Genomic DNA, 23858 nt, shown 5'->3' on the forward strand with positions numbered 1-23858 from the left:
TCGGGAGCCACCGCGCCCTAGCCGAACGCACCCACCTCGTGCTGGATCATGCCGGACAGCTCGCGGACGCGGGCGAAGGACTGACGGATCGGGCCGAAGATCGTCTTGTGCTCCGATTCGTAGGTACCGACGTCGCGCGGGCCGGCAGGCTCGCCGAAATTGAGACCGAGGGTCGGGTCCGGCGTGATCGGGAAGATCTCGTCGAGCATGGCGAGGCAGCCGTCGATGTCGAGGCGCAGGAAGCGTTCGATCAACTGCTCGCGGGTGATGCCGGATTGCGGACGGAAGCCCGGTATGTGCACGGCCAGGAACCAGATCCGGTGGATCAGGGCGAGGCGCAGGGCGTGAAGCAGGGTCAGCCGCACCGACATCTTGCCGAGATCGGGAGCGGCGGATTGCAGGCTCAGCCAGTCGCTGGTCAGGCGGCCGAACAGGCGGCGCAGGTCGGGTGCGAGGCGCAGGCGGTCGAGGGCGGTGGCGATGACGAGGAGTTCGTCGCGCCGGTCGTCGCGCTGCGTGCGCCGTGCCCGTTCCAGCCACATGGCCGGGTCGAGCGTGTCGATATAGGCGCGCAGCACGTCGAGGTCGCCCACCGCCGAGGCGTGCTGCGCGAGGCGGAACGCGCGGGAGAACCGGACCGAATCGCGACGCATGTCGCGGAACAGATCCGGTGCGCGGCTCGCCGCCCGGCCGAGGCCGTGCAGCGAATTCGCGAGATAGCCGAGCTGGTGCAGGATCGCGTTGTTGGGGATCGCGCGCATCTGGCGGGGATGGGTGATCATGCTGGGACCGCCGCTGTCGCTCTGGCGCGCCACGGGCCGTGAGCCGGTGCGGTCGAGGAGGCTCGGGCCGAACGTGCCCAGCAGTGCCGCGTAGCCGGGGTCGTCCACCAGGGCTTCCATGTCCTGGCGGGCGACGGTGAAGAACTCGGCGGCGAAATCGGCCTCCCCATAGATCGGGTCGTCGGTCTCGTCGGCGCCCGGCGCGTCGGACAGGACATAGTCGGCGAACGAATCGTCGTCGGCCGTGTCGAAGGCGAAGACGTGCTCGGCGATCCGCTCCACCGTCGAGCGGGCGAGGGCCTGCGTGCCGAACATCAGGTAACCGTCCGAACCCTGGAAGCTCGATTCCAGCCGCACCTTGATGCCGGCCTTGCGGTTCCTGTGTCGCGAATCCTCCGGCGCGAGATAGGCGAGGCGGTCCCGCAGGGAAGTCGGATGGGCGCCGCGCCCGATCGATTCGCCATGGGTGTCGAAGATCGCGAGCTCGATGCCGGACAGGCCGTTCTGCGTCATCAGGTCAGTGATGCGCAGGCGCAGGCGCTCGATCCAGAAACTCGCGGCGAGCTGGCCGACATAGCGGCCCGAATCCGAATAGCCGAACTGTACGGTCAGCCGGCCGATGCGCTTGAGGTAGGCGCGCCAATGCGGGTTGCGAAGGGCGTCGTCGAGGACGCGGATGCCCTGTTCCAGGGCGCTTGCCGTCTCGAACAGCGGCGTGATCTCGACCTTGTCGCTGATCCCGTAATGCCGGGCCAGCCAGAGGGCGGCCAGCAGCGTGTAGCCGGTCTCCGTCTCGGCGATGAGGAAGCGCACCGGATGAGTGCCGTCCACGTGCTTCAGGATCTGCGCGATGGTCATCATCAGGCGCGCGGCCGAGGCCCGTTCGGCGGCGAGTGCCCCGAAATCGACGGCCACCGGCTGCACGTCGTTGAGGAGGGCGTGGATCGTGGAGAGGTGCGAGCGCCGGTGCGCCGCGTCCGTCGGCTCCCCTTCGAGGTCGATGACCCGGCGCACGGCGTTGTGGATCTGGCTGGCGTTGAGCCGGAAATGCGGCAGGGCGTTCGAGAGGCCGTGGGTGGCGATGCCCGAGCGCAGAAGGGCGATGGTGCGCTTGTCGTCATCGCTCTCGACGCCGCCCAGGGCTCCGGCGAGGCCCGCCAGGATCGGCCCGGAATCGGTCTGGGCGCGCTCGCGCTCGATGATGAGCGCCAGGGCGAAGCGGTGCACCGCCTCCAGGGACGGCTTGGTGCCGAGGCGCGGGGCGACGGCGAGCTGCCGGTTCACGGCCGCCAGCGCGCCCTGCGTCAGGTCCCGCACCACGTTGGTGGCCGGCACGTCCGGCAGGTGCCGCATCACCCGGTCGAGCTGCATGCGCTTCGATTCCAGGCGGTAGCGCAGGGTATCCCACCAGCCGATATCGGTACGCCCGTCCGTGTCGCAGCCGACCCAGGAGGCAAGGGCGAAGGGCTTGAGCACCAGTTCCGTCCAGCGGTCGGGCCAACGGGCGCGGGCGGCGTCGAGAAGGGCGGCATTGAAGCTGTCCAGGGCCGCACGGCCGTGATTGGCCGCGAGGCAGGCCTGCTCGAACTCGTCGTCCAGGCTGATCTTCGCGTCCGGTCGGGTCGAGAGGGCGCCGGCCTTCTCCATCAGGGGCAGGCGTGCGGCCTCGCTGTCCTGGGACGTGGCCTCGGCAATGAGGGCCGCAACGGCCTTCGGCATGCCGAAGGTCGGGTGGGCGGTGAACACCACGGCGAAGCCCGTGCGGCCGACGAGATCGCGGAAGGTCTCGAAATCTCCCGTGCCTTTCGCAATCGCAGCCACGAGGCGCGCCGGCATCGCGCTGTCCGCCGATGCCCGGGCGTCCCGATCCAACCCGACATAGCCGCGCAGACGCTCGGCGCGAGCCACCAGGGCCTGGGTCCGCAGCCGGGTGAACAGGCCGTCGAGGTCGTCCTCGCCGATCTCGTCGCGGTCGAAGCGGCGGGTGATCGCGAGCGTCACCGCCAGGACGGGATTGCGGAACGGATCCTCGCTCGACCGCTCGCGGGATTCCTCGATCAAGGCGATGAGATCCTGTTCCAGCTCGCCGGGATCGGGCGCCGCATTGGTTGGGCTGCGGTCAAGCATGCGCATCGATCGACCTTGTCTGGACACAGGAGAGGAGGAGGGTGGTCCCGGAATCGAGCCGTCTTAGACCGAGTCGGGCGTCGGTCCGGCGACAATGAGCGGAAGACGATCCGTCATCCACCGCCGCATGGCCTTGCCGGGGGGCGTCACGACCGTGCAAGGGCAATCCGTCCGCATGGTTTCGGCTCCGCATGTCGTCGGCGCAAGGGGTTGGGCACAAGGGGTTGGGTCAGACGCAAGGACCGTTCCGGCGCTCGCGCTCCAGAGGGCGATGGCCGGTCCTTGTGCGAAAGCGCTCCCGCGATGCGCGGCAAGTGGATGCAACCCCGCCCCGGCTGGGGTAACCCTCGGGGCCATGCAGATCCGTTCGATCCCGCCTCATCTTCCCGGCACCCCTGTTCCGGCGTTCCGGCCGTGGAGGGCGAGGAGCGCGCTCGTGTGCTGCACCGCCCTGCTGTGCGTGATGCTGGGAGCCGGTCCCGGTCTCGCCCAGGAGGACACCACCGCGCAGGCGGGCGAGGCCGAGGCACCGGCGGTCAAACCCAAGCCGAAACCAAAGCCGAAGCCCAAACCGAAACCCGTCGCCAAACCTGTGGAGAATTCTGCGGAGACGTCTCCGGCCGCCCCCGTGGCGATGCCGGCCGCCAATCTCGCCCCCGTGAAGCCGCCCGAGCTCATCGTGGTCTGCGACAACGGTCAGGGCGCCTTCTACGAAGGGCAGGGCGCGGTCTCGCTCTGGGTGACGCGCAGCGGCGCCATCACCGTCGACAACCCGCTTCGCCCGCTGACGCCGGAAACCACGCGGGTGCTGCAGGTCGTCATCGGCAACAAGGCGGCCACCGCCTTCGGTCCCGACCTCCTGGCGCTGCGCCGGGGCGGCAGCCCCGCCGCCCTGGAGGCGACCACGGGCGGACCGGTGCGCTGGGACGAGCAGCTCACGGTGCTGCCGGATTTCCTCAACATCGTCTCCGAGGCCGGCGAGGTTCTGGCGCGGCTCGATTACCGTCGCTGCGGCGATGCCCCGGAGGTGAAGGCGGCGCCGGTCGCCAAGGCGAAGCCCAAGCCCGTGGCGAAAGCGCCGCGTCCGCCCAAGGCTTCCACGGGCGAGGGAGCGGGGCGAGGAGGGGAGGGGGCCGCTCCTCGCGGCCTGCAATTGCCGCAGGGTGCCATTCCGGCCGGCCAATAATGATCGCGAAACGAGGGAGACCGACATGAAGGCCGCCGAGGTGATCGCCCAGCTGGGGCTCCGGCCGCACCCGGAAGGCGGCCATTACCGCGAGACGTTTCGCGATCCGACGGAGGTCGATGGCCGTTCGGTAGGCAGCGCGATCTACTACCTCCTCGATCTCGGGGAGACGTCGGAATGGCACCGGGTCGATGCCTCCGAGCTCTGGTTCTGGCATGCCGGCGCGCCGATGGTGATCACCACGAGCCCGAACGGGCACGATGCTGCCGCCGCCTATCTCGGTCCCGACCTCGCCCACGGCCAGCAGCCGCAGATCGTGGTGCCGGCGGGACATTGGCAGACCGCCACGAGCCTCGGATCCTGGACCCTGGTGAGTTGCACCGTCTCCCCGGCCTTCCGGTTCGAGGGGTTCGAGATGGCGCCTCCGGGCTGGCGGCCGGTGCCGCGGGGCTAGAGCGCTCTTCGCCGAAGCGGATGCCGGTTCGGCGAAAAAGAGCGCGGCAAAACAAGGGACTACAGCTGCGCCCGACCCAACGCGTTCGGGCGCGGCTGTAGACGAGCGCGGATCGCGTCTCTCCCGCCGCCAGACCAGGTTTCTACCCCTCGTTCTCCTCCGTCTTCGCGATCATCGGCACCAGCGGGGTGATCCGCAGGGCGGTGATGCGGTTCTTGGCCTTGCGCAGGACCTGGAACCGGAAGCCGTGGAAGTTGAAGGCGGTGCCGGTATCGGGGATGGCCCGCGCCTCGTGGATGACGAGGCCGGCGATGGTCGTCGCCTCCTCGTCGGGCAGGTTCCAGTCCATGGCGCGGTTGAGGTCGCGGATGGCGACGGAGCCGTCGGCATTCACCGAGCCGTCCCCCTGGGGGCGCACCCCGGAGACCGCGACGTCGTGCTCGTCGGCGATGTCGCCGACGATCTCTTCGAGGATGTCCTCCAGGGTCACGAGCCCCATCACCTCGCCGTACTCGTCGACGACGAGGGCGAAATGGGTCTTCTTGGTGAGGAAGGCCTTGAGCTGGTCGCGCAGGCTGGTCGTGTTGGGCACGAACCAGGTCTCGAGGGCCAGGGCCTCCACCTTGAGACCGGAGGCGTCGCCCCCGGCGGCATCGAGCGCGCGCAGCAGGTCCTTGGCGTGGAGCACGCCGATGATGTTCTCGGAGGTGCCGCGCCAGAGCGGCATGCGCGTGTAGGGCGAGGACAGCACTTCCCGCACGATGTCCTCGGAGGGCAGGTCGGCGTTGATGGTGCGCATCTTGGTGCGGTGCACCATGACCTCGGAGACGGACAATTCGTGCAGGTCGAGCAGGCCGCCGAGCATGTCGCGCTCGGCCTTGGCGACGCCGCCCTCGCGGTGGAGCAGGGCGACCTGCCCGCGAATCTCTTCCGTCGGCGAGAGGATCGACTGGTGCTGCCCGATGCTGATGCCGAAGGGACGCAGCATCAGCCGCACCACCTTCTCGATGGCGATGGCTGCAGGGCCGAGGAGCGCCACCGCGAAGGCCACGGGACGCGCCATCACAAGGGCGGCCTGGTCCGGCTTGTTGATGGCGAGGGTCTTGGGCAGCACCTCGGCGAACACGATGACCAGAACCGACATCACGCCGGTGGCGTAGAGGACGCCGCTCTTGCCGAAGATCGTGGTCAGCACGCTCGTGGTGAAGGCCGAGGCGCCGATGGCGACGATGTTGTAGCCGATCAGCATGGCGCCGATGAACCGCTCGCGCGAGGCGAGAATGCGGTTGACGAGGCGTGCCCGCAGGTCGCCATTGTTCTCGAGGGAGAGCATCCGCGCCCGCGACGCCGCGGTGAAGGCGGTCTCCGCCCCCGCGAAGAAGGCCGAGAGCAGCAGCGACATCACCACGATGCTCGCGGCGAGCCAGAGGTCGGTATGCGTGTCCATCAGGTCGTCGTCGCACCAAGTCGCGTTGCACCGGCACGGTGCCGGTCTCGGCGAGCCCCTCTCATATACCAACCCGCCACCGAAGCGATTCCATGACGCCGGCTCCGAGCCGAGCGGGCGTTATGGCTGCTCGTCGGTTCCGGCCGACTGGAGCCAAGCGGTGTCCCGCACGCGACGTCATCCTTGCCCCGAATCCCGGATCGCCCTCCGCCGCCGCTCCGGGCATCCGGAAGGGGAGGCGATCCGATCACGCTCCGCTCAGCTCGTCCTCGAGAAAAGCCTTCACCTCGGCGCGGTTGATGCCCGGTGCGATGAAGCTCCGGCCGATCCCACGGGCGAGGATGAAGGTCAGCGCCCCGTCGCGGACCTTCTTGTCCTGGGCCATGGCCTCGAGGATGGCGTCGGCATCGCCGCATCCGCCGGGGACGGCCTGGAGCCGGGTGGGCAGGCCGGCCAAGGCCAGGTGGTTGGCCACGCGGCCGGCATCCTGACCGGGGCAGAGGCCGAGACGGGCCGAGAAGCGGAAAGCCAGGGCCAGCCCGATCGCGACGCCCTCGCCATGGACGAGGCGGGCGGATTCGTAGCCGGTGAGCCGTTCCAGGGCATGGCCGAAGGTGTGGCCGAGGTTGAGCAGGGCGCGCTCGCCGTCCTCGCGCTCGTCGCGCACCACGACGCCGGCCTTGGACCGGCAGCAGATCGCCACCGCCTCGTCGCGCTCGGGGCCGCCGGAGAAGATGCCGGCCCAGTGGGCCTCGCACCAGTCGAAGAACCCGGCATCGGCGATGAGGCCGTATTTCGCCACTTCGGCGTAGCCGGCGCGCATCTCCCGCTCGGACAGGGTGTCGAGGGTGGCGGTATCGGCCAGGACCAGGCGCGGCTGGTGGAAGGCGCCGATGAGGTTCTTGCCGAGGGCTGAGTTGATGCCGGTCTTGCCGCCCACCGAGGAATCGACCTGCGAGAGCAGGGTCGTCGGTGCCTGGACGAAGCGGACGCCGCGCCGGAGCGTCGCCGCCGCGAAGCCCGCGAGATCGCCGACCACGCCGCCGCCGAGGGCCACCACGAGGTCGTTGCGCTCGATCCGGTGGGCGAGGAGCCCGTCGCAGACCTGGGCGTAAACCGCATAGCTCTTCGACGCCTCGCCCGGCGCGACGGTGACGAGGCCGGAGCGCAGGCCCGCCGCCTCCAGGCTGTCGCGCAGGCGTTCGCCATAGAGCGCCGACACGGTCTCGTCGGTGACGATGGCAGCCGCACGGCCTCCGAGGGCGGCCACGCGGGCGCCGGCTTCGTCGAGGAGACCCCGGCCGATATGGATGTCGTAGTCGCGGCCCTGGTCGAGGGGGACGTGGACCGTCTGTCCGTCACTCACTGCGCGGCGACGCCTTGGTTCGAGGGGCCGTTGAGATAGGCATCGAGGGCCTCCATCACGTCCTCCACCACGCGGTCGTGCGACACGTCGCGCGAGGGGATCATCACGTCGGCACTGCCATAGACGGGATGCCGGACCTCCATCAACTGCCGCATCGTCTCCTCCGGGTCGTCGGTCTGGAGGAGGGGCCGGTTGCCGCGCTTGCGCACGCGGCGCATGAGCACGTCGAGCTCCGCCTTCAGCCAGACCGAGACGCCACCTTGCGCGATCCGCGCCCGCGTCGCCTCGCGCATGAAGGCGCCTCCGCCGGTGGCCAGCACCAGCGGGCCCTCGCGCAGAAGCCGAGCAATGACGCGCTCCTCGCCCTCGCGAAAGCTCGGCTCGCCGTAGATCGCGAAGATGTCCGGGATGGTGAGGTGGGCCGCCGCCTCGATCTCGTTGTCAGCATCCTTGAACATCAGCCCGAGGCGCGTCGCCAGGCGCCGCCCCACCGTACTCTTGCCGGCGCCCATGAGACCGACGAGCACGATGGAGCGCGCGCCGAGGGCACGGCGGAGCCTGACTTCGATGGGATCGGCGGCGATGTCGCTTCCCGATGGCTCGGTCTCGGTCTCGGTCATTGTTGAGATCTTGATACACCCCTTCGCGCGATCCTAGCGCGTTTCACCCTCCGGGCGAAGCGAGGCCGTAAGGCGCGGCGTGTTTCTTCCCGGGACCTGCTTCTTTTGGGGCAGGTTTCCTCTGGGGCAGGTTTTCCCGGCCCGCGACGGCTCCCGGACCGGTGAGGCCGATTGCCACTCGGCGGCTTCGGGCCTCTTGCGGCGCACCCTGTGGCTCCGAAGTCCTTGCCATCGCGCGCCCGGCATGGTGCAAACCCTTGGCTTGGCAGCTCAATGATCTGCATGCCGGCCGACGTCGTCCATGTCCGCAGAGCTCCCTCCGACCGAGGTTCGTCCGAGTGCCGACCCTGTTTCGTTTCCTCGCCACGCTCGCCATCCTCGGTGGACTGGTCTTCGCGGGCATGTTCGCGCTCGCCACCTTCGTCCAGCCCACGCCCCGGGAAATGAGCGTGAGCATTCCTGCTGCAAAATTGCAGCCGCCGGGCCGGTGACGGGATCGGAGAAGGCCGATGACGCGACCGACGAGGTGGCGGGCGCCGAAGGTCCGGACCTCATCGTCGCCTATCTCGAGATGCTCGCGGCCGAGCGTGGCGCCGCCGCCAACACGCTCGCCGCCTATCGCCGCGACCTCGACCATTACCTCGCGGCCCTCGCCGCCTCGGGACGCGATCCGCTCGATACCGATGCGGGCGAGGTCCGTGCCTATCTGGCGGATCTCGAAACACAGGGGCTGAAGGCCGCTTCCGCCGCGCGCCGGCTGTCCTGCCTTCGCGGCTTCCACAAGTTCCTGTACGCCGAAGGCCTCGCCGAGACCGATCCGAGCGCACCGGTGGGTGGCCCGCGCAGGGGGCGCACCCTGCCCAAGGTGCTGTCGGTGGCCGAGGTAGACGACCTTCTGCGCACCGCCCGCGAGCGGGCCGTGGCGCCGCAGGCCGAGAATGCGACGGGCGGCGAGCGGCGGCGCGCGGTCCGGATGCTGTGCCTGCTCGAAACCCTCTACGCCACCGGCCTGCGCGTATCGGAACTCGTCGCCCTGCCGCGCTCGGCCGCCACCACGAAGCAGCGCTACCTCGTGGTGAAGGGCAAGGGCGGACGCGAGCGGCTGGTGCCGCTCACCGATCTCGCCCGCGCCGCCATGCGCGAGCACCTGACCCATCTCACCGGCGACGGTCCCTTCCTGTTCCCGTCCGACAGCGAGAGCGGGCACCTGACCCGGCAGGCTTTCGCCCGCGACCTCAAGATTGCGGCGGCGGCGGCCGGGATCCGTGAGGACCGCGTGAGCCCGCACGTGCTGCGCCACGCCTTCGCCAGCCATCTCCTGCAGAACGGGGCCGATCTCAGGATCGTGCAGGAGCTTCTGGGACATGCCGACATCTCGACGACCCAGATCTACACGCATGTCCTCGACGAGCGCCTGAAGAGCATGGTCCGCGATCTCCATCCGCTCATGGACGACCCGGCCGAATCCGGGACCGCGCCCGTCTGAACGGGGCGCCGCGCCGTTCCGGCCCCGCCTCAGCCGGCCCTCTGCGCTCCCCTGCTCACCGCGATCGTCGACTCGTCGATGAACGAGAACACGATACCCGCTCTGCGCAGGGCGTCGATCGCCTGATTGCGGTTGGCGACCGAGACGGCGGTGATGCAGCCTTCGAGCCGCCGGATCGTCGAGAGCGACACCCCCGAGGCTCCGCTCAGATCCGTCATCGACCAGTCGAGCAGCGCGCGCGCCGCGCGGATATGCCCGGATTCGAGGCGCTGTTCGAGGCCGAGGAGAAGGCGGCCGGCGGGCCTGATCTTCAGATGGATCGGACCGACGAAATTGGTCCAGCTTTCGATATGCCCCGCATCGTTAAGAACGGGAACAAGCACCATGCGGTATCTCGCGGTGTCGCCGTTCGCCAGTCTCAGCGTTCGCAGCACCTGTGTGATGTGCTTGGCCGAGAACGAACTCTCCATCTCTTGCAGGCCGTTTTTCCGGCCGTATTCCTTCACGATCGGCCGGCCGGGATCCTGCAGCAGTTCTGTCTCGGGCACGCCGACGAGGTCGAGCCATTCCTCGGAGAACTTTGTGAACGGAAACGCATAGGTGGTCGATGTGAAGGCCCGGACGGACTCGAAGATCGCCCGGTCTCGCCGCCGCTGCTCCGCTTCGGCGCGAGCCCACATGGCATGATCGCTGATGTCGACGAGGATGCCGTGGGCGCACACGGGCCGTCCATCAGGCGTGGCCGTTACCTCCACGCGGCTCACGACGGTACAGATCCTGGAATCCGGACGGACGATGCGGAAGGTCGAGGGCGGGACCGATTCCGATTGCCTGACGAAAGCGGGTTCCATGGTCCGCGGGCAGTCATCCGGATGGATGAGCTGGAACAGAAGCGCGTAATCGGGCCTGACGATGCCCTCGGAAATCCCCAGGATCGGATACAGTCCGGGCGACCAGAAATGAGTATTGTCGACGAAATTCCAACGCCAACGGCCGACATTGATAGAGTGTTGGGCTGTGTTGGGAGCGTCATACCATAGGCTTCTAAGCGCGCCGCCGTGCATTGTGAGACCGCAAATTCACGTTGATCGTCGACGATAGGACGGATCCAGGGAGCCGAAACGACGATCTGAACTGATGGAATCTATCTTTTGATATTAACATACTATTCGTTTCGAAAACAATCTTGCCGCAATGCGAAATCGCGCGACGATGGTCGATTTCATCGCCACGCTTCGGCCAAGCTTCTTTGCGAGGACGCCACGCCTGCCGTCACGGCTTTCGACGACGCTCCATCGTCACGGGAATAAGAACGGCCCCATAGGTGAGCCGTGTAAGGCCCAGGGGCGGATCGCCGATGCCATACGGCCGCACGCAGCCGTTTCCGGCGGCGGCGTCACGCCAATCCGCTGGCTCCGCGCTCAGACCTCCGCTTCTTCGTCGAGCGTGTCCTCGATGTAGACCTGTTCCAGCACGACCTTGATCACCGCCATCAGCGGCAGCGCGAGGGCGATGCCCCAGAGGCCGAACAGGACGCCGAGCACGAGCTGGCCGGCGAAGATGGTGGCCGGCGGGATATCCAGCGCCCGCTTCTGGATGAAGGGCGTCAGCCCGTAGCTCTCCAGGCACTGCACGACGAGGTAGACGCCGAAGGCGCCGAGCGCCGCGTTGGTGCCCGAGGCGAGACCTGCCAGCACGATGATGACGCCGGCGATCAGCGGGCCGATGGTGGGGATGAAGGCGAGGAGCCCCGCCTGCAGGCCGAGGATGAGGGCACCGCCGATGCCGAGGAAACTCAGGCCCGCCCAGATGCAGACGAAGATCACCGCCATGGTGATGAGCTGGCCGAACAGCCAATGCCGCAGGGTCTCGCCCATGCCGTCGAGGAGGGCGGTGGCACGGGGGCGGTAATGGGGCGGCACGAACCGGACGGCGCCGTCGCGGTAGCTGGCGGGGTCGGCCGCGCAGGCAAGGCCGAGGAACACGATGACCAGGACGTTGCCCAGTGCGCTGAACAGGCCGGTGACGACGGCAGCCGCCGGTCCCAGCACGCTGCCGGCATCGGAGAGGAGGGAGCCGGGGCTCTTGATCGCCCCCGAGGCGAGCCCGCCGAGGCCACCGGGCTTCTTGTCCTTGTCGGCCGCGTTGTCCTTGGCTTTGTCGGTGTCCTGATCGCCCGACGTCTCGCCCGGCGCCGAGAAGGCGGGCAGGTCGATCCCGTATTCCTTGAGGCGGTCACGGACCGACCCCGCCTGCTTCGTGACGGTCTGGCCGAGTTCCCGGCCCTGCTGCACCACCGTGGCGCCGCCGAAGACGAGGAAGCCGAGGGTGAGGCCGCCGAGGATCAGGCTGACGATGGTGAGCCGCATCCCGCGACCGAGACCGATCACCTGGCCGAGCAGACGCGTCAGCCCGTCGAGGAAGACCCCGAGGAGGATGCCGGCAAAGATCAGGAGCAAGGTCGAGGCGGCGGTCCAGGCGAGGATCAACAGGGCGATGAACGCCACCACCGCGATTCCCGAAGCCGCCGGCGACCAGTTGGCGGGGTGCGGACCCGGCTCGTCCTTGATCGGCGTACCCTGCTGCATGTGCTTGTCCCTTCGCGCGGCCTGCCACGCGGCCGGTGCGACCGGGCGCGCGAATCCCGTCACAGGCAAGGGGCGCGCGGCATGAGGCGCGCCCTCGTCTGTGGATGGACCGGCGACGAATCCCCGCTGGACCGTCCTCACGCCCAGCGTGACGCCGCCTCGTCGTCGGCGCCCGTGGCCTCGACCCAGCCTCCCGTGGTGCCGTCGGTCAGGTGCTCGCGCTTCCAGAACGGAGCCTTCGTCTTGAGGTAGTCCATCAGGAAGCTCGCCGCCTCGAAAGCGGCCACGCGGTGGCTTGCCGCCGTCACTACGAGGACGATGCCGTCGCCCGGCGCGACGAGGCCGTGCCGGTGGATCACCCGCACGGCCTGGAGCGGCCAGCGGTCCTGTGCCTCCGCCACCACCCGGCCGATCTCCGCCTCGGCCATGCCGGGATAATGTTCGAGTTCGAGCCCGGTCAGGCGCCCGCCCTCGTCGCGGCACAGGCCGGTGAAGGTGACGATCGCCCCGGTCCTGCCCCGGAGAATCCCGCTCAGTTCCGCCATCTCCGCGGCCACGTCGAACGGCGCGCTCTGGATGCTGATCGCGGCTGCGACCCGATCGTCCGCCGTCGTCTCGCCTGCTGACATCCGTCGATTCCTTGACGCATCGGCGCGAAAGCCCTCGCGACCGGGTCTGATCCCCCGTAAGGGATGCGCGACATTGCAAAGTCCGCGCGGTGGTTCCACGCTGTTGCCCATCGGTCCGTCAACGGCATCCAGGCGCCCGGCCTTACCACCTGATCGGCATGGGTTCCATGCCCCGGCACTCCCATACCCGGTCCGCGCCACCGGCTTCGAAGGAACCCCCCTCGCGTGACGCCTGACTTGATCCTACCCTATGACGGCGTCCTGCCGGTCTTCTCGGCCCGTCCGGTCTGGTGCGGACGCGGAAGCACGGTCATCGGCGCCGCGACGATCGGTGCCCAGGCCTGGCTCGGCGACGACAGCGTGATCCGCGCCGACGGCGAGGCGGTGACCGTCGGCGAGCGCTTCTGGCTCGGCCATCGCTCCACGCTCCATATCGCCACCGATTCGCATCCCACCCTCGTCGGCGACCGGGTGACGGTGGGCCGCAACGCCGTTGTCCACGCCTGCACGGTGGGGTCCGACGTGGTGATCGAGGACGACGTCATCGTCCTCGACGGCGCCACCGTGGAGGACGGAGTGCTCATCGAGGCCGGGGCCACCGTCTTCCCGCGCTCGCACCTCGCCGCGGGATTCGCCTATGCCGGCAGCCCGGCGAAACCCCAGCGTCCGGTCACCCCGGCGGAGATCGCCGAGCGGGCCGAGCGCGTGCGCGAGGCCACGGGGGATACGCCGTCGCCCGTCGCCGGCGACGAGATCGATGTCGATCCCAGCGTCTATGTCGCCAGCACGGCGCGCCTGCGCGGCCGCATCGCCCTCGGTGCGGGATCGAGCGTGCTGTTCTCCTGCGACCTGCATGCGGAGGTCGGCCCCATCCTCGTCGGCGCCGACACCAACATCCAGGACAACACCGTCATCCGCGCACGGGCCGAGGGCGTCGTCATCGGTCGCGACACCACGATCGCGCACAACGTGCGGATGGCCGATTGCCGCATCGGCGCGCGCAGCCTCATCGGCATCGGCTGCGTGCTCGCCCCCGGCACCGTGGTGGCCGACGACGTGCTGCTCGCCGGCGGCTCCACCACCGATCCGGGCCAGCTCCTCGAGAGCGGCCATCTCTGGGGGGGCCGCCCCGCTCGGATCCTCGGCCCCCTCGACGCGGACAAGCGCGCGATGATGACCCGCATCGTCGCCGGCTATTGCGAGCATGGGCGGGTGTATCGGCAGATGGAGAACGGGGCGGGCTGAGGGGAAGCCTGAAGCGCGCCTGCCCCGATCCTCGGATGCGTCGATCCCCCGACAGGTGCCGGTTCGCACCAGCGTCGCTGGCGGCATCTCTTAAGGCATGATGGCATGTAGGAGAGCAGCGCATGGTTGCCTCGTCCAATGATGCTCGCGAGACGCGCTCCATCGCGTTGATCGGCGCGGTGCTTTTGACCCTCGCCGCGCCGCTCGCGGCTTCGGCCGCGCCCGAACCCCAGCGCTTCTCCATCACCTATCGCCTGTCGTTTCTCGACCTTCCCGTGGGCGAGGCCATTCTCGCCGTCGATCAGGCGGGTGGCCGCTATGCCTACGATCTGAAGGCAGGCCTGCGCGGTCTGGCCGGTGTCTTCTTCGAGGGATCGGGGACGGCCTCCGCATCGGGGGAGCGGTCGCGGACCGGAGCGCTCACCGGCACGTTCCGGTCCGAGAGTCTCTATGGCCGCAAGCCGGTTCAGGTCTCCATGGTCCTGTCGGGCGGACGCGCCCATGACGAGAGCGTGGAGCCGGCTCCGACCCCGACGCCCGACCGGATCCCGGTGGCGCCGCAGGACAAGGTCGGCGTCGTCGATCCCCTGACCATGCTGGCGATCCCGCTCGGCCCGGCGCCCCTCGACGCTGCCCTCTGCGAGCGGCGCATCCCCGTTTTCAACGGAGTGGCGCGGGCGGATATCGTCCTGTCGCGCGGGGTGCTCGTGACCGTCCAGGAGGGACCCTATCGCGGACCGGCGCTCGATTGCCGGGTGCGCTGGGTGCCGGTCTCGGGTCACCGTCCCAACGGCAGCAGCGTGCGCCGCATGGCCGAGAACGACGATATTCGCGTGCGGCTCGCGCCCGTTCCCGGCGGCGCGATGCTGTTGCCGCTCACGATCTCCCTGGCCACCGGTTGGGGGCAGGCGGGGATCGCAGCGACGCAATGGGGTGCGCCGCTCGAGGCCGGCGGACGCGGCGCGGTGAAGGTCCACCTGCCCAACGCACGGTAGGTGACGCCCTTGCTACTCCTCGGCGAACAGCCCGGTCGGTAGTCCATCCATGCTGCGGGCGTTCTTCTGGCGGCGATAGGCGTCGAGTTCGGCCTCGGTCTTGGCCCGCGCCCAGCGGTCGAGGGTCGGACGTTCCTCGCGGTAGTCGAACAGGGGGACACCGAAGCCGCAGGAGGTCTGCACGAGATCGATGGCGAGGCGCACCATCTGGCGCGCTCCCGGCGGCTCCCAGCCGTCGAACGCTTCCGAGAGAAGGCCGGCATAGGCCTCGCCGCCCCGCACCAAAACCTCTCCGCGCCCGTAGAGCCGCAGGATCGTCGGCGCGCCCTCGAACGCGCAGAACATCACCGTCAGCCGTCCGTCCGCCCGCAGATGCGCGGCGGTCTCGTTGCCGCTGCCGGTGCGGTCGAGATAGACGACGGTGTTCGGGGCGAGGACCCGGAACGTATCGGTGCCGCGCGGCGACAGATTGACCCGCGTGCCCTCCGCCGCCGATGCGGTGAAGACGATGCGCTGCCGGGCGATGAAATCGAGATGGCGCTCGTCGAGGGCCGGAAACTGCTTGGCCATGGATGTCTTTCTCGCTGCGCTACGCCGCCTCGGGACGTCCCGGCATGATCGCGCGCAGGGCTGCTTCGGGCTCGCGATCCAAGATGTTGAGAAGAGTGCGGACATAGGGTGGGATCAGGGTGCGGCCCTGTTCCCAGTTCTTGAGGGTCGCCAGGGGTGCGCCGATCACCTCGGCGAAGGTCGCCTGCGTCATGCCGAGGTGCTCGCGGATCATCCGAGGAGGCCGCACGATGGCTGCGCCATCGAGGTGTGATGGATCGTCCGGGTCGAATCCGTCCTCGACCATGGAGCGGCGGATTTCCTCCTCGGTGGTCGCGTCCAGTCTGGCGCGTGTCCGTCTTCACGAGGACGGGACCCGAAAAAGACCGTGACGGCGTCCGAGAAATCGATGCCGCGTTCCGTTAGAGCATTTTCCGTAATCTCTGGATCACGGAAAATGCTCTAACCTGCTGTGTGGTCGCATTTTCTTCACGCGAGCCGGCATCCACCTCGCTTGAAAATGCTCTAGAACCTTGCCCCGCAGGCGCGGATCCCAATCGAAATTCATCCCGGGCTTCGCGTCTCCGGAGAGCTCGCTACACACCTCTGCAGTCGAAAAGAGGATGATTCCGCGGGCGTTTCGCGAGGGCCGGATATACGCTGTCAGCGTCCCCTCAGTAAAGGACGGGCCGGGTTCCCTCGCTGCAACGCGCTTTTCCTAAGGCCGCAGGAACCGCCCGACGAGCAGCCGCGCCAGGTCGCGCGGCGGTTCGGGGGTGAGGACGGCGAGCTTGTTGGAGGTGGAGAGGGAGGCGAGCCCGTGAAGGCCGGCCCAGAGGGTCGCCACCGCCTGCCGTCTCTCGCCCGCATCCGGGATCATGGGTTCGAGCACCCCGTCGACGAGGTCGGTCGCCTGTGCGAGGGCGGCGGCATACCAGTCGGGAAAGGCCGAATCCGGTGCCACGGAATGCTCGAAGACGAGGCTCCAGACACGCGGGTCCGAGGCCACGAAGGCGAGATAGGCGTCGGCCAGCGCCAGGGCGTTGTCGCGCGGGTCGGCGTCGGGAAGGATCGCGCCGGTGAGGGCCGCGTGCAGGCGCTCCAGGGTGCGGGCGTTGACCCGCATCACCACCGCGTCGAGATCGCCGACGCCGTTGTAGATCGAGTTCGGGGCGTAGCCGATCACCGAGGCGAGCCGGCGCATGCCGAGGCCGCGCAGGCCCTCCATGCGCACCAGCCCCTCGGCCGCCTTGGTCACCAGGGCCGCGAACTCGTCGCGGTTGTGCTCGCCCCGCGGGCCGGTGCCGCGCCGTGCCGGTTTGGTTGCCTTGGCCACTCTGCCGCGCCCTCGCGTGCCCTCCGGCACGTCACCGCCGCATAGATTGCACGACGTGCAAAAGCAAGGTTGCCGGCCTCTCGGCCAGGCGTTAATTTGCACGACGTTCAAAAATCCTGGCCGTGCCGGATTTGACGGTTCGTTACAGGGTGGGCAGTCATGGTCCGCCCCGAGGAGACCCTGATGTTCCGTAGCTTGATGACGACGCGCCGGTTCGCGCCCCTGTTCTGGTGCCAGTTCTTCTCGGCATTCAACGACAATTTCCTGAAGAACGCCCTGGTCTTCCTGATCCTGTTCAAGGTCGCGGGCGCCGGGGGAGAGGCCACCCATCCGGGCATCCTGGTGACCCTGGCCGGTGCCGTCTTCATCGGCCCGTTCTTCATCCTGTCGGGTCTCGGGGGCGAACTCGCCGACCGCTACGACAAGGCCCTCATCGCCAAGCGCCTGAAATTCGCGGAGATCTTCGCCGCCGCCGCCGCGGCGATCGGCTTCTTCCTCCACTCCGTGCCGATCCTGTTCCTGGCGCTCGGCCTGTTCGGTACGGTGGCGGCCCTGTTCGGCCCGATCAAGTACGGCATCCTGCCCGACCACCTGAAGCGCAACGAACTCACCGCCGGCAACGCGCTGGTCGAGGCGGCGACCTTCCTCGCCATCCTGCTCGGCACCATCGTGGCGGGTTTCGCCAGTGCGCTCGGCGGCGACGCATTGGCCTTCAGCGCCCTGATCATGGTGTTCGCCATCCTGTGCTGGCTCTCGGCCCGGCAGATCCCCTCCACCGGCGAAGCGGCGCCGACGCTGAGGATCGATCCCAACGTCGCGCGCTCCACCGTGGCGCTGCTGCGCGATCTCTACGCCGATACCCGGCTGTGGCGCGGCTCGCTCATCGTCAGCTGGTTCTGGCTGGTGGGCGCCGTGGTGCTCGCCCTGCTGCCGGTGCTGGTGCGTGAGAGCCTGAACGGCTCGGAGACGGTGGTCACCCTGCTTCTCGCGATCTTCTCGGTGGGCATCGCCGTCGGCTCGGCCCTGGCCTCCTGGCTCGCCAGCGGCCGCATCGTCCTGCTGCCGACGCCGATCGGCGCGCTGTTCATGGGCCTGTTCGCCCTCGACCTCGCCTGGACCATCGCGCACCTGCCGCCGGTGTCCGGCGAGGTGATGGGGGCCGGCGCCTTCCTTTCCACCGGAACGGGCCTGCGCGTGGCGGCGGCCTTCGCCGGCCTCGCCATCGCCGGCGGCCTCTACATCGTGCCCTCCTTCGCCGCCGTGCAGGCCTGGACCGACAAGGACAAGCGCGCCCGCGTCATCGGCGCCGTCAACGTGCTCACCGCCGCCTTCATGGTCACCGGGGCGCTGGGCCTCGCCGTCCTGCAGGGGGCGGGCTGGTCCATGGCCTCCCTCCTCACCCTGATCGGCGTCGCCAACCTCGCCGCCGGCGTCATCGTGCTGAAGGTGATGCCAACGAGCGCCTTCCGCGATTTCCTCTCGATCCTGTTCCGCGCCTTCTACCGGCTCGAAGTGCGCGGCCTGGAGAACGTGGAGAAGGCCGGCCCCAACGCGATCATCGCCCTCAACCACGTCTCCTTCCTCGATGCGCCGCTGGCCCTCTCGCTCCTCGACAAGGAGCCGGTCTTCGCCGTCGACCACGGCATCGCGCAGCGCTGGTGGGTGAAGCCGTTCCTGCGCGTCACCAAGGCGATGCCGCTGGACCCGACCCGGCCGCTGGCGACGCGCACGCTCATCAACGCGGTGAAGGACGGCGAGACCCTGATCATCTTCCCCGAGGGGCGTCTCACCGTCACGGGCAGCCTGATGAAGGTCTATGACGGCGCCGGCCTCATCGCCGACAAGTCCGGCGCCATGGTGGTTCCGGTGAAGATCGAGGGGCTGGAGAAGACCGCCTTCTCGCGCCTCTCCCGCAATCAGGTCCGCCGCCGCTGGTGGCCGAAGGTCATCGTCACGGTGATGTCGCCGGTGGCGCTTACCGTCGATCCCGCGCTCAAGGGCAAGAACCGGCGGCGCGCGGCGGGGGCGGCGCTCTACGACATCATGTCCGATCTCGTCTTCGACACCGCCTTCGTCGACCGCAGCGTGATGAGCGCCCTGATCCAGGCCGGGACCGACCACGGCTGGCGCCGCACGGCGCTGGAGGATCCCGTCACGGGCAGGCTCAGCTATTCCCGCCTCGTCATGGGCGCCAACATCCTCGGCCGCAAGCTGATGCCGCTCGCCGCAGAGGGCAAAGCCATCGGGCTGATGCTGCCCAACGCCAACGGCGCGGCCGTGACCTTCTTCGCCCTGGCCAGCGCCGGGCGCGTGCCGGCGATGATCAATTTTTCGGCCGGCCCCGCCAACGTCCTCTCGGCCTGCACGGCGGCGGAGGTCGATACCATCCTCACCTCCCGCGCCTTCATCGAGAAGGGCCGCCTCGGCCCATTGATCGAGGCGATCCAGGGCAAGGTGAAGCTCGTCTACCTGGAGGACATACGCGCCGGCGTCACGACCGGGGACAAGATCCGGGGCTTCCTCAGCCCCCGCAAGCCCCTCGTGGCGCGGCGCGGCGACGATCCGGCGGCGATCCTGTTCACCTCGGGCTCCGAAGGCACGCCCAAGGGCGTGGTCCTCGCCCATCGCTGCATGCTCGCCAACACCGCCCAGGTCGCGGCCCGCATCGATTTCGGGCCGACCGACAAGGTGTTCAACGTCCTGCCGGTCTTCCACGCCTTCGGCCTGACGGCGGGCCTGATCCTGCCCCTGGTCTCCGGCGTCCCGGTCTACCTCTACCCCTCGCCGCTGCATTACCGGATCGTGCCGGAACTGATCTACGGGTCGAACGCCACCGTCCTGTTCGGCACCGACACCTTCCTCGCCGGCTACGCCAAGACGGCCCATTCCTACGACCTGCGCTCGCTCCGCTACGTGGTGGCCGGTGCCGAAGCCGTGAAGCAGGCGACCCGCAAGACCTGGAGCGAAAAGTTCGGCCTGCGCATCCTCGAAGGCTACGGCGTCACCGAATGCGGGCCGGTGGTCGCCCTCAACACGCCGATGTTCAACCGCTTCGGCACGGTCGGCCGGCTCCTGCCGGGGATCGAGTCCCGGCTCGAACCGGTGCCCGGTATCGAGGAGGGCGGCCGCCTCTCGGTGAAGGGACCGAACGTGATGCTCGGCTACCTCCGGGCGGAGAAGCCCGGCGTGCTGGAGCCGCCGCCGGAGGGCTGGCACGATACCGGCGACATCGTCGCCATCGACCCGGAGGGCTTCGTCACGATCAAGGGCCGCGCCAAGCGCTTCGCCAAGATCGCCGGGGAGATGGTGTCGCTGGCCGGCATCGAGGCCATCGCCGCCGAACTCTGGCCGGATACGCCGAGCGCGGTGGCGGCGGTGCCGGACGCACGAAAGGGCGAGCGGCTGATCCTGTTCACGGAGCGCAAGGACGCCACCCGCTCCGCCTACCAGACCTTCGCCAAGGGCAAGGGCGCCACCGAGATCGCCATCCCGGCCGAAGTGGTGGTGCTGGACAAGCTGCCGATGCTGGGGACCGGCAAGGTGGATCAGGTGGGCGTGGTCAAGCTGGCGCGCGACCGGGCCGGCGGCGAGTCGACCGCTGCTGCGTGAGGGGCGCTCGCCTCGCACGGTTCCGGGCCGCCCTTCGGGCATCCCGTGACAAGGGTCTTCGGATCGACCGCTGACGCTGCGAGGCGTCAGCTTTTCCCCAGTTGCCCCGCAGCGTCAGCAGGAGGCGGCTGGCTAAGGGGCTTCGACGACGATCCGTTGAGCCCATCGGCGTCTCGGTTACGCCACGCGGATCGCCGAGAGGAATTCGTCGACCTCGCGTTTGACGTTGACCGATTGAGCGGACAGTTCGCCGGCCGCCATCATCACCTTCCGCGCCGCGCTGTCGGTCTCGCCCGCCGAGGCCAGAACGCGCGCGGCGTTGGCCGACACGTCCTGGGTGCCCCGCGCCGCCTCCACCGCATTGCGCGAGATCTCGCCCGTGGCGACCGTCTGCTCCACCACGGTGGCGGCGATCGACTCCGTGATCGCGTTGACCGAACCGATGGTCTGCCCGATCTGCCGGATCACCCCGGCGGCCTCAGCGGTCGCCCGCTGGATGGCCGAGATGTGGCCGCCGATCTCGCCCGTCGCCCTTGCGGTCTGGCCGGCGAGTTCCTTCACCTCGCTGGCCACGACCGCAAAGCCGCGCCCGGCCTCGCCGGCCCGGGCCGCCTCGATGGTGGCGTTGAGGGCCAGCAGGTTGGTCTGACTGGCGATGCTGGAGATCATGTGGACGGCTTCGCCGATGCGCTCTGCGGCTTCGGACAGGCTGGTCATCGCCGCCTCCGTCGCTTGCGACTCGCGGGCCGCGGCGTTCGCGACCGAGTTCGACTGCTGCACCTGCCGCTCGATCTCCTGGAGCGAGGCCACCATCTCCTCGGCCGCCGCGGCCACCGTCTGCACGTTGGCCGACGTCTGCTCGGCCGCCGCGCTCGACGCGGTGGCCTGCCGACTGGTGGCATCGGCCACGCTCGTCATCGAGCGCGCGGTCGCATCGAGCTCCGTGGCGGCGGAGGTGACGATGCCGATGGCGCCGCCGATCCTCTCCTCGAACCCGCGCACCAGCCGATCGACCCGATCGGCCCGTTGCTGGCGGGCGGATTGCTCGGACGCCTGACGTGCCTCCAGCTCGACGCGGGCGAGGGAGTTCTGGCGGAAGACGTCGACCGCCCGCGCCATCTCGCCCATTTCGTCGTGACGCGTGAGGCCGGGAATGTCCGTTGCGAGATCCCCGCGGGCAAGGATGCTCATCGCGTTCGTGAGATCGCGGACGGGGCGCGTGACTTGCCGCCCGATGGCGAGGGCGGCGGCCGCGACCACGAGCGCGATGCAGGCCAGACCCATCGCCAAGCCGATCACGACAGCCTTCAGATGCGCGAACGTGTCGTCGGCATAGACGCCCGTGCCGATGATCCAGCCCCAGGGCTTGAAGCCCGCGACGAAGGAGATCTTTTCCACCGGCTGCTCGGCGCCCGGCTTGGGCCAGTAGTACGAGACGAAGCCGCTGCCCTTGGCCCTGGCCGTCTCGACCATCTCGACGAAGAGGGCTTTGCCCGTCGGGTCCTTATGGCCGGACATGTCCTTGCCATCGAGTTCCCGCTTGATCGGATACATCACCATCCGGCCCTGTTCGTCGATGACGTAGAAATACTCCCCCTCGCCGTATCGCAGGGTCCGCAGGACATCGAGCGCCGCCTGGCGCGCCGCCGCGTCGGTCAGGTGGCCGGTTCGCGCTTCCGCTTCGAAATGTTTGACGACCCCAGACGCTACTTCCACGAGCTGCTGTGTCTTGAGGGCTCGGCTATCCGTGACCTCGTTGCGGAGTCCGTTGATGGCCAAGGCTATGAGACCCATCAAGCCAAGAATGCTGACGACGGTGATCGCTTGGATCTTTGCGCCGATGCGAAGCTTCTTCATCTTGTGCCTACAAGGATAGAACCGCGAGTTGCCCAATCGATAAATATAAATCGTTAAAGTAGACTGATCGAGCATCGGGAGATGGCACGGGTGTGTCGGCTCATTCGTGAATGAACCGCGCGGTCGCCGCCTCCCGAAGAATGTGCAGGGCCACGTCGTGCCCGCGACCGCCGATGTCGGAAGCTCCTCGCCGGAGACCGGGCGCAGCACGACGCACCGTGGCGGGTGCAATGTCAGCTCACGCTCCGTGGTCCGTGACGTGGCAGGGCTTGTGACCAGGACGCCTCGACGTGATGGGGAACCGCCCGCGTCCGCACGCGCTTCCTCGACGTTCGGACGGTGCGCTCGTGCAACCGAGTCCCTGCGGTCCGGTGCTCTTCCGGCTCGGCTCACCGCCCTGCCGGGGCGCCGCTCAGCCGATACGCTCCTGCAACGGCCCCATCAGCGCTTCCGCCAACCCATCCACCTGCGCCTCCGTATGTGCGGCGGAGAACGCCACCCTCAGCCGCGCCGTCCCGGCCGGCACCGTGGGCGGGCGGATGGCGACGACGAGATAGCCCTTCTCCTCAAGGGCCGACGAAAGGCCGAGGGCGGTTTCCGCCTCGCCGACGAGGATCGGAACGATGGGGCTCTGTGCCTCGGGGAGGCCGAGCCGCATGGTGAAGCGGCGGGCGAGGGCCAGGGGCCGTGCGGCGAAATCCGGCTCGGCCTCGACGATGTCGAGGGCGGCCAGGGCGGCCGCGGCCGAGGCCGGGGGCAGGCCGGTGGTGTAGACGAAGCTGCGGGCGCGGCTCGTCATCAGGTCGACTACGGCGCGGGAGGCGCAGAGATAGCCGCCATAGGAGCCGAGGGTCTTCGACAGGGTGCCCATTTCGAGGGGCGCACGGGCATCCGCCGCGACGACGCCGAGGCCGTGGGCGTCGTCCACGAGGGCCCAGGCATCGTGCGCGTCGGCCAGATGCAGGATGTCGGCGATCGGGCCCCGGTCGCCGTCCATGCTGTAGACGCGCTCGGTGAGGATCAGCGCGTGCTGGTGGCGGGAGCGGTGCTTGGCCAGCAGCGCTTCGAGATCGCCGAGGTTGTTATGGGCGAACCGCAGTACCTTCGCGCCGGAGAGCCGTGCGCCGGCCCAGAGGCAGGAATGGCCGAGCGCGTCCACGAGGATCAGGTCGCGCGGTCCGGCGAGCCCGGAGACGATGCCGAGATTGGCGAGATAGCCGCTGCCGAAGACCAGGGCCGCCTCCGTCCCCTTGTGGGCGGCGAGGCGCTCTTCCAGGGCCGCCAGGGGCGGGTGGCTGCCGGTGACCAGCCGGGAGGCGCCGGCGCCGGTGCCGTAGCGCGCGGTCGCGGCCTGGGCCGCCGCGATGACCCGCGGATCCTGCGACAGGCCGAGATAATCGTTGCAGGAGAACGAGACGAGGCTGCGCCCGTGTCGCGTCGCCGCCGCCTGCGGGCCGCGCGTGGTTGGATGGAGATGACGGCGCAGGGAGGTCTCGTCGAGGCGGGCGAGATGGTCGCGGGCGAACGCTTCGAGGCTGGCGGTGCGGTCGAGGTCGGACATGGGAGCGGGAAGAAGGCCCGT

19 protein-coding genes are annotated in these 23858 nt (G+C 68.9%); 7 read left to right on the top strand and 12 right to left on the bottom strand.

All coding sequences use genetic code 11. From position 1 onward, the window contains the following. Positions 1-17: 17 nt before the first annotated feature. Positions 18-2909: a phosphoenolpyruvate carboxylase gene (locus MKK51_RS11815; RefSeq protein WP_409565668.1), complete on the bottom strand. Its 2892-nt coding sequence runs from the start codon at positions 2907-2909 to the stop codon at positions 18-20. 436 nt (positions 2910-3345) lie between these two features. Between MKK51_RS11815 and MKK51_RS11820 the strand changes: the two genes are divergently transcribed. After that, entirely contained in the window at positions 3346-4095 is a 750-nt protein-coding gene (locus MKK51_RS11820; protein ID WP_243977260.1) for a hypothetical protein, read from the top strand. Between the two features lie 25 nt (positions 4096-4120). Continuing rightward, a complete protein-coding gene (locus tag MKK51_RS11825; protein WP_243977262.1) occupies positions 4121-4549 on the top strand; it encodes a cupin domain-containing protein in 429 nt (142 codons plus the stop codon). A 142-nt stretch (positions 4550-4691) separates the two neighbouring features. Here the strand turns inward: MKK51_RS11825 and MKK51_RS11830 are convergent, their stop codons facing one another. From MKK51_RS11830 to MKK51_RS11840, 3 genes are all read right to left on the bottom strand, one after another. After that, the gene (locus MKK51_RS11830; RefSeq protein WP_243977264.1) at positions 4692-5996 is read right to left on the bottom strand and encodes an HlyC/CorC family transporter; all 1305 of its coding nucleotides are present in this window, start codon (positions 5994-5996) and stop codon (positions 4692-4694) included. A gap of 247 nt (positions 5997-6243) precedes the next feature. Beyond that, positions 6244-7362 carry a 3-dehydroquinate synthase gene (aroB, locus tag MKK51_RS11835; RefSeq protein WP_243977266.1) on the bottom strand — a complete coding sequence of 373 codons (1119 nt, stop codon included), beginning with the start codon at positions 7360-7362 and terminating at the stop codon, positions 6244-6246. Continuing rightward, positions 7359-7982, bottom strand: a complete 624-nt coding sequence (locus tag MKK51_RS11840) for a shikimate kinase (RefSeq protein WP_243977268.1) — start codon at positions 7980-7982, stop codon at positions 7359-7361. Before MKK51_RS11840 ends, aroB begins: the two co-directional genes overlap by 4 nt. A gap of 338 nt (positions 7983-8320) precedes the next feature. On the opposite strand from MKK51_RS11840, the gene MKK51_RS11845 reads away from it, so the two are divergent. Further along, positions 8321-8473, top strand: coding sequence for a histidine kinase (locus MKK51_RS11845; protein ID WP_243977269.1), 153 nt, complete (start codon positions 8321-8323; stop codon positions 8471-8473). A gap of 35 nt (positions 8474-8508) precedes the next feature. Next, positions 8509-9468 carry a site-specific tyrosine recombinase XerD gene (locus tag MKK51_RS11850; protein ID WP_313898806.1) on the top strand — a complete coding sequence of 320 codons (960 nt, stop codon included), beginning with the start codon at positions 8509-8511 and terminating at the stop codon, positions 9466-9468. A gap of 29 nt (positions 9469-9497) precedes the next feature. Here MKK51_RS11850 and MKK51_RS11855 read toward each other — a convergent pair whose 3' ends face one another. The 3 genes from MKK51_RS11855 to MKK51_RS11865 form a co-directional block, all read right to left on the bottom strand. Then, the gene (locus MKK51_RS11855) at positions 9498-10532 is read right to left on the bottom strand and encodes a PAS domain-containing protein (RefSeq protein ID WP_243977270.1); all 1035 of its coding nucleotides are present in this window, start codon (positions 10530-10532) and stop codon (positions 9498-9500) included. 357 nt (positions 10533-10889) lie between these two features. Next, a complete protein-coding gene (locus MKK51_RS11860; protein WP_243977271.1) occupies positions 10890-12056 on the bottom strand; it encodes an AI-2E family transporter in 1167 nt (388 codons plus the stop codon). 137 nt (positions 12057-12193) lie between these two features. Further along, positions 12194-12685: a molybdenum cofactor biosynthesis protein MoaE gene (locus MKK51_RS11865; RefSeq protein ID WP_243977272.1), complete on the bottom strand. Its 492-nt coding sequence runs from the start codon at positions 12683-12685 to the stop codon at positions 12194-12196. A 225-nt stretch (positions 12686-12910) separates the two neighbouring features. Between MKK51_RS11865 and MKK51_RS11870 the strand changes: the two genes are divergently transcribed. Next, entirely contained in the window at positions 12911-13930 is a 1020-nt protein-coding gene (locus MKK51_RS11870) for a gamma carbonic anhydrase family protein (protein WP_243977273.1), read from the top strand. Between the two features lie 122 nt (positions 13931-14052). Continuing rightward, positions 14053-14925 carry a DUF3108 domain-containing protein gene (locus MKK51_RS11875; protein WP_243977274.1) on the top strand — a complete coding sequence of 291 codons (873 nt, stop codon included), beginning with the start codon at positions 14053-14055 and terminating at the stop codon, positions 14923-14925. A 12-nt stretch (positions 14926-14937) separates the two neighbouring features. On the opposite strand, the gene MKK51_RS11880 is transcribed toward MKK51_RS11875, so the two are convergent. From MKK51_RS11880 to MKK51_RS11890, 3 genes are all read right to left on the bottom strand, one after another. Then, on the bottom strand, positions 14938-15495 hold the full coding sequence (locus MKK51_RS11880) for a pyridoxamine 5'-phosphate oxidase family protein (RefSeq protein ID WP_243977275.1): 558 nt from the start codon (positions 15493-15495) through the stop codon (positions 14938-14940). A gap of 19 nt (positions 15496-15514) precedes the next feature. After that, entirely contained in the window at positions 15515-15781 is a 267-nt protein-coding gene (locus MKK51_RS11885) for a helix-turn-helix domain-containing protein (RefSeq protein ID WP_243977276.1), read from the bottom strand. Between the two features lie 411 nt (positions 15782-16192). Then, positions 16193-16810, bottom strand: coding sequence for a TetR/AcrR family transcriptional regulator (locus MKK51_RS11890; protein ID WP_243977278.1), 618 nt, complete (start codon positions 16808-16810; stop codon positions 16193-16195). 183 nt (positions 16811-16993) lie between these two features. On the opposite strand from MKK51_RS11890, the gene MKK51_RS11895 reads away from it, so the two are divergent. Next, on the top strand, positions 16994-20419 hold the full coding sequence (locus MKK51_RS11895) for an acyl-[ACP]--phospholipid O-acyltransferase (protein ID WP_243977280.1): 3426 nt from the start codon (positions 16994-16996) through the stop codon (positions 20417-20419). Between the two features lie 177 nt (positions 20420-20596). On the opposite strand, the gene MKK51_RS11900 is transcribed toward MKK51_RS11895, so the two are convergent. Continuing rightward, complete coding sequence (locus tag MKK51_RS11900; RefSeq protein ID WP_243977282.1) at positions 20597-22276, bottom strand: methyl-accepting chemotaxis protein; 1680 nt, start codon at positions 22274-22276, stop codon at positions 20597-20599. 412 nt (positions 22277-22688) lie between these two features. Beyond that, positions 22689-23837, bottom strand: coding sequence for an aminotransferase class I/II-fold pyridoxal phosphate-dependent enzyme (locus tag MKK51_RS11905; protein WP_243977283.1), 1149 nt, complete (start codon positions 23835-23837; stop codon positions 22689-22691). Positions 23838-23858 lie beyond the last annotated feature (21 nt).

Origin of the sequence: Methylobacterium sp. E-045 (assembly GCF_022829685.1) — a bacterium.
GTDB lineage: Bacteria > Pseudomonadota > Alphaproteobacteria > Rhizobiales > Beijerinckiaceae > Methylobacterium.

What these genes read in the sequence shown, in the direction of transcription:
- MKK51_RS11830 (WP_243977264.1), bottom strand. Translation starts at nt 5,996, where the DNA reads ATGGACACGCATACCGACCTCTGGCTCGCCGCGAGCATCGTGGTGATG.
- MKK51_RS11825 (WP_243977262.1), top strand. Translation starts at nt 4,121, where the DNA reads ATGAAGGCCGCCGAGGTGATCGCCCAGCTGGGGCTCCGGCCGCACCCG.
- MKK51_RS11840 (WP_243977268.1), bottom strand. Translation starts at nt 7,982, where the DNA reads ATGACCGAGACCGAGACCGAGCCATCGGGAAGCGACATCGCCGCCGAT.
- MKK51_RS11880 (WP_243977275.1), bottom strand. Translation starts at nt 15,495, where the DNA reads ATGGCCAAGCAGTTTCCGGCCCTCGACGAGCGCCATCTCGATTTCATC.
- MKK51_RS11855 (WP_243977270.1), bottom strand. Translation starts at nt 10,532, where the DNA reads ATGCACGGCGGCGCGCTTAGAAGCCTATGGTATGACGCTCCCAACACA.
- MKK51_RS11815 (WP_409565668.1), bottom strand. Translation starts at nt 2,909, where the DNA reads ATGCTTGACCGCAGCCCAACCAATGCGGCGCCCGATCCCGGCGAGCTG.
- MKK51_RS11900 (WP_243977282.1), bottom strand. Translation starts at nt 22,276, where the DNA reads ATGAAGAAGCTTCGCATCGGCGCAAAGATCCAAGCGATCACCGTCGTC.
- MKK51_RS11895 (WP_243977280.1), top strand. Translation starts at nt 16,994, where the DNA reads ATGTTCCGTAGCTTGATGACGACGCGCCGGTTCGCGCCCCTGTTCTGG.
- MKK51_RS11865 (WP_243977272.1), bottom strand. Translation starts at nt 12,685, where the DNA reads ATGTCAGCAGGCGAGACGACGGCGGACGATCGGGTCGCAGCCGCGATC.
- MKK51_RS11860 (WP_243977271.1), bottom strand. Translation starts at nt 12,056, where the DNA reads ATGCAGCAGGGTACGCCGATCAAGGACGAGCCGGGTCCGCACCCCGCC.
- MKK51_RS11905 (WP_243977283.1), bottom strand. Translation starts at nt 23,837, where the DNA reads ATGTCCGACCTCGACCGCACCGCCAGCCTCGAAGCGTTCGCCCGCGAC.
- MKK51_RS11885 (WP_243977276.1), bottom strand. Translation starts at nt 15,781, where the DNA reads ATGGTCGAGGACGGATTCGACCCGGACGATCCATCACACCTCGATGGC.
- MKK51_RS11875 (WP_243977274.1), top strand. Translation starts at nt 14,053, where the DNA reads ATGGTTGCCTCGTCCAATGATGCTCGCGAGACGCGCTCCATCGCGTTG.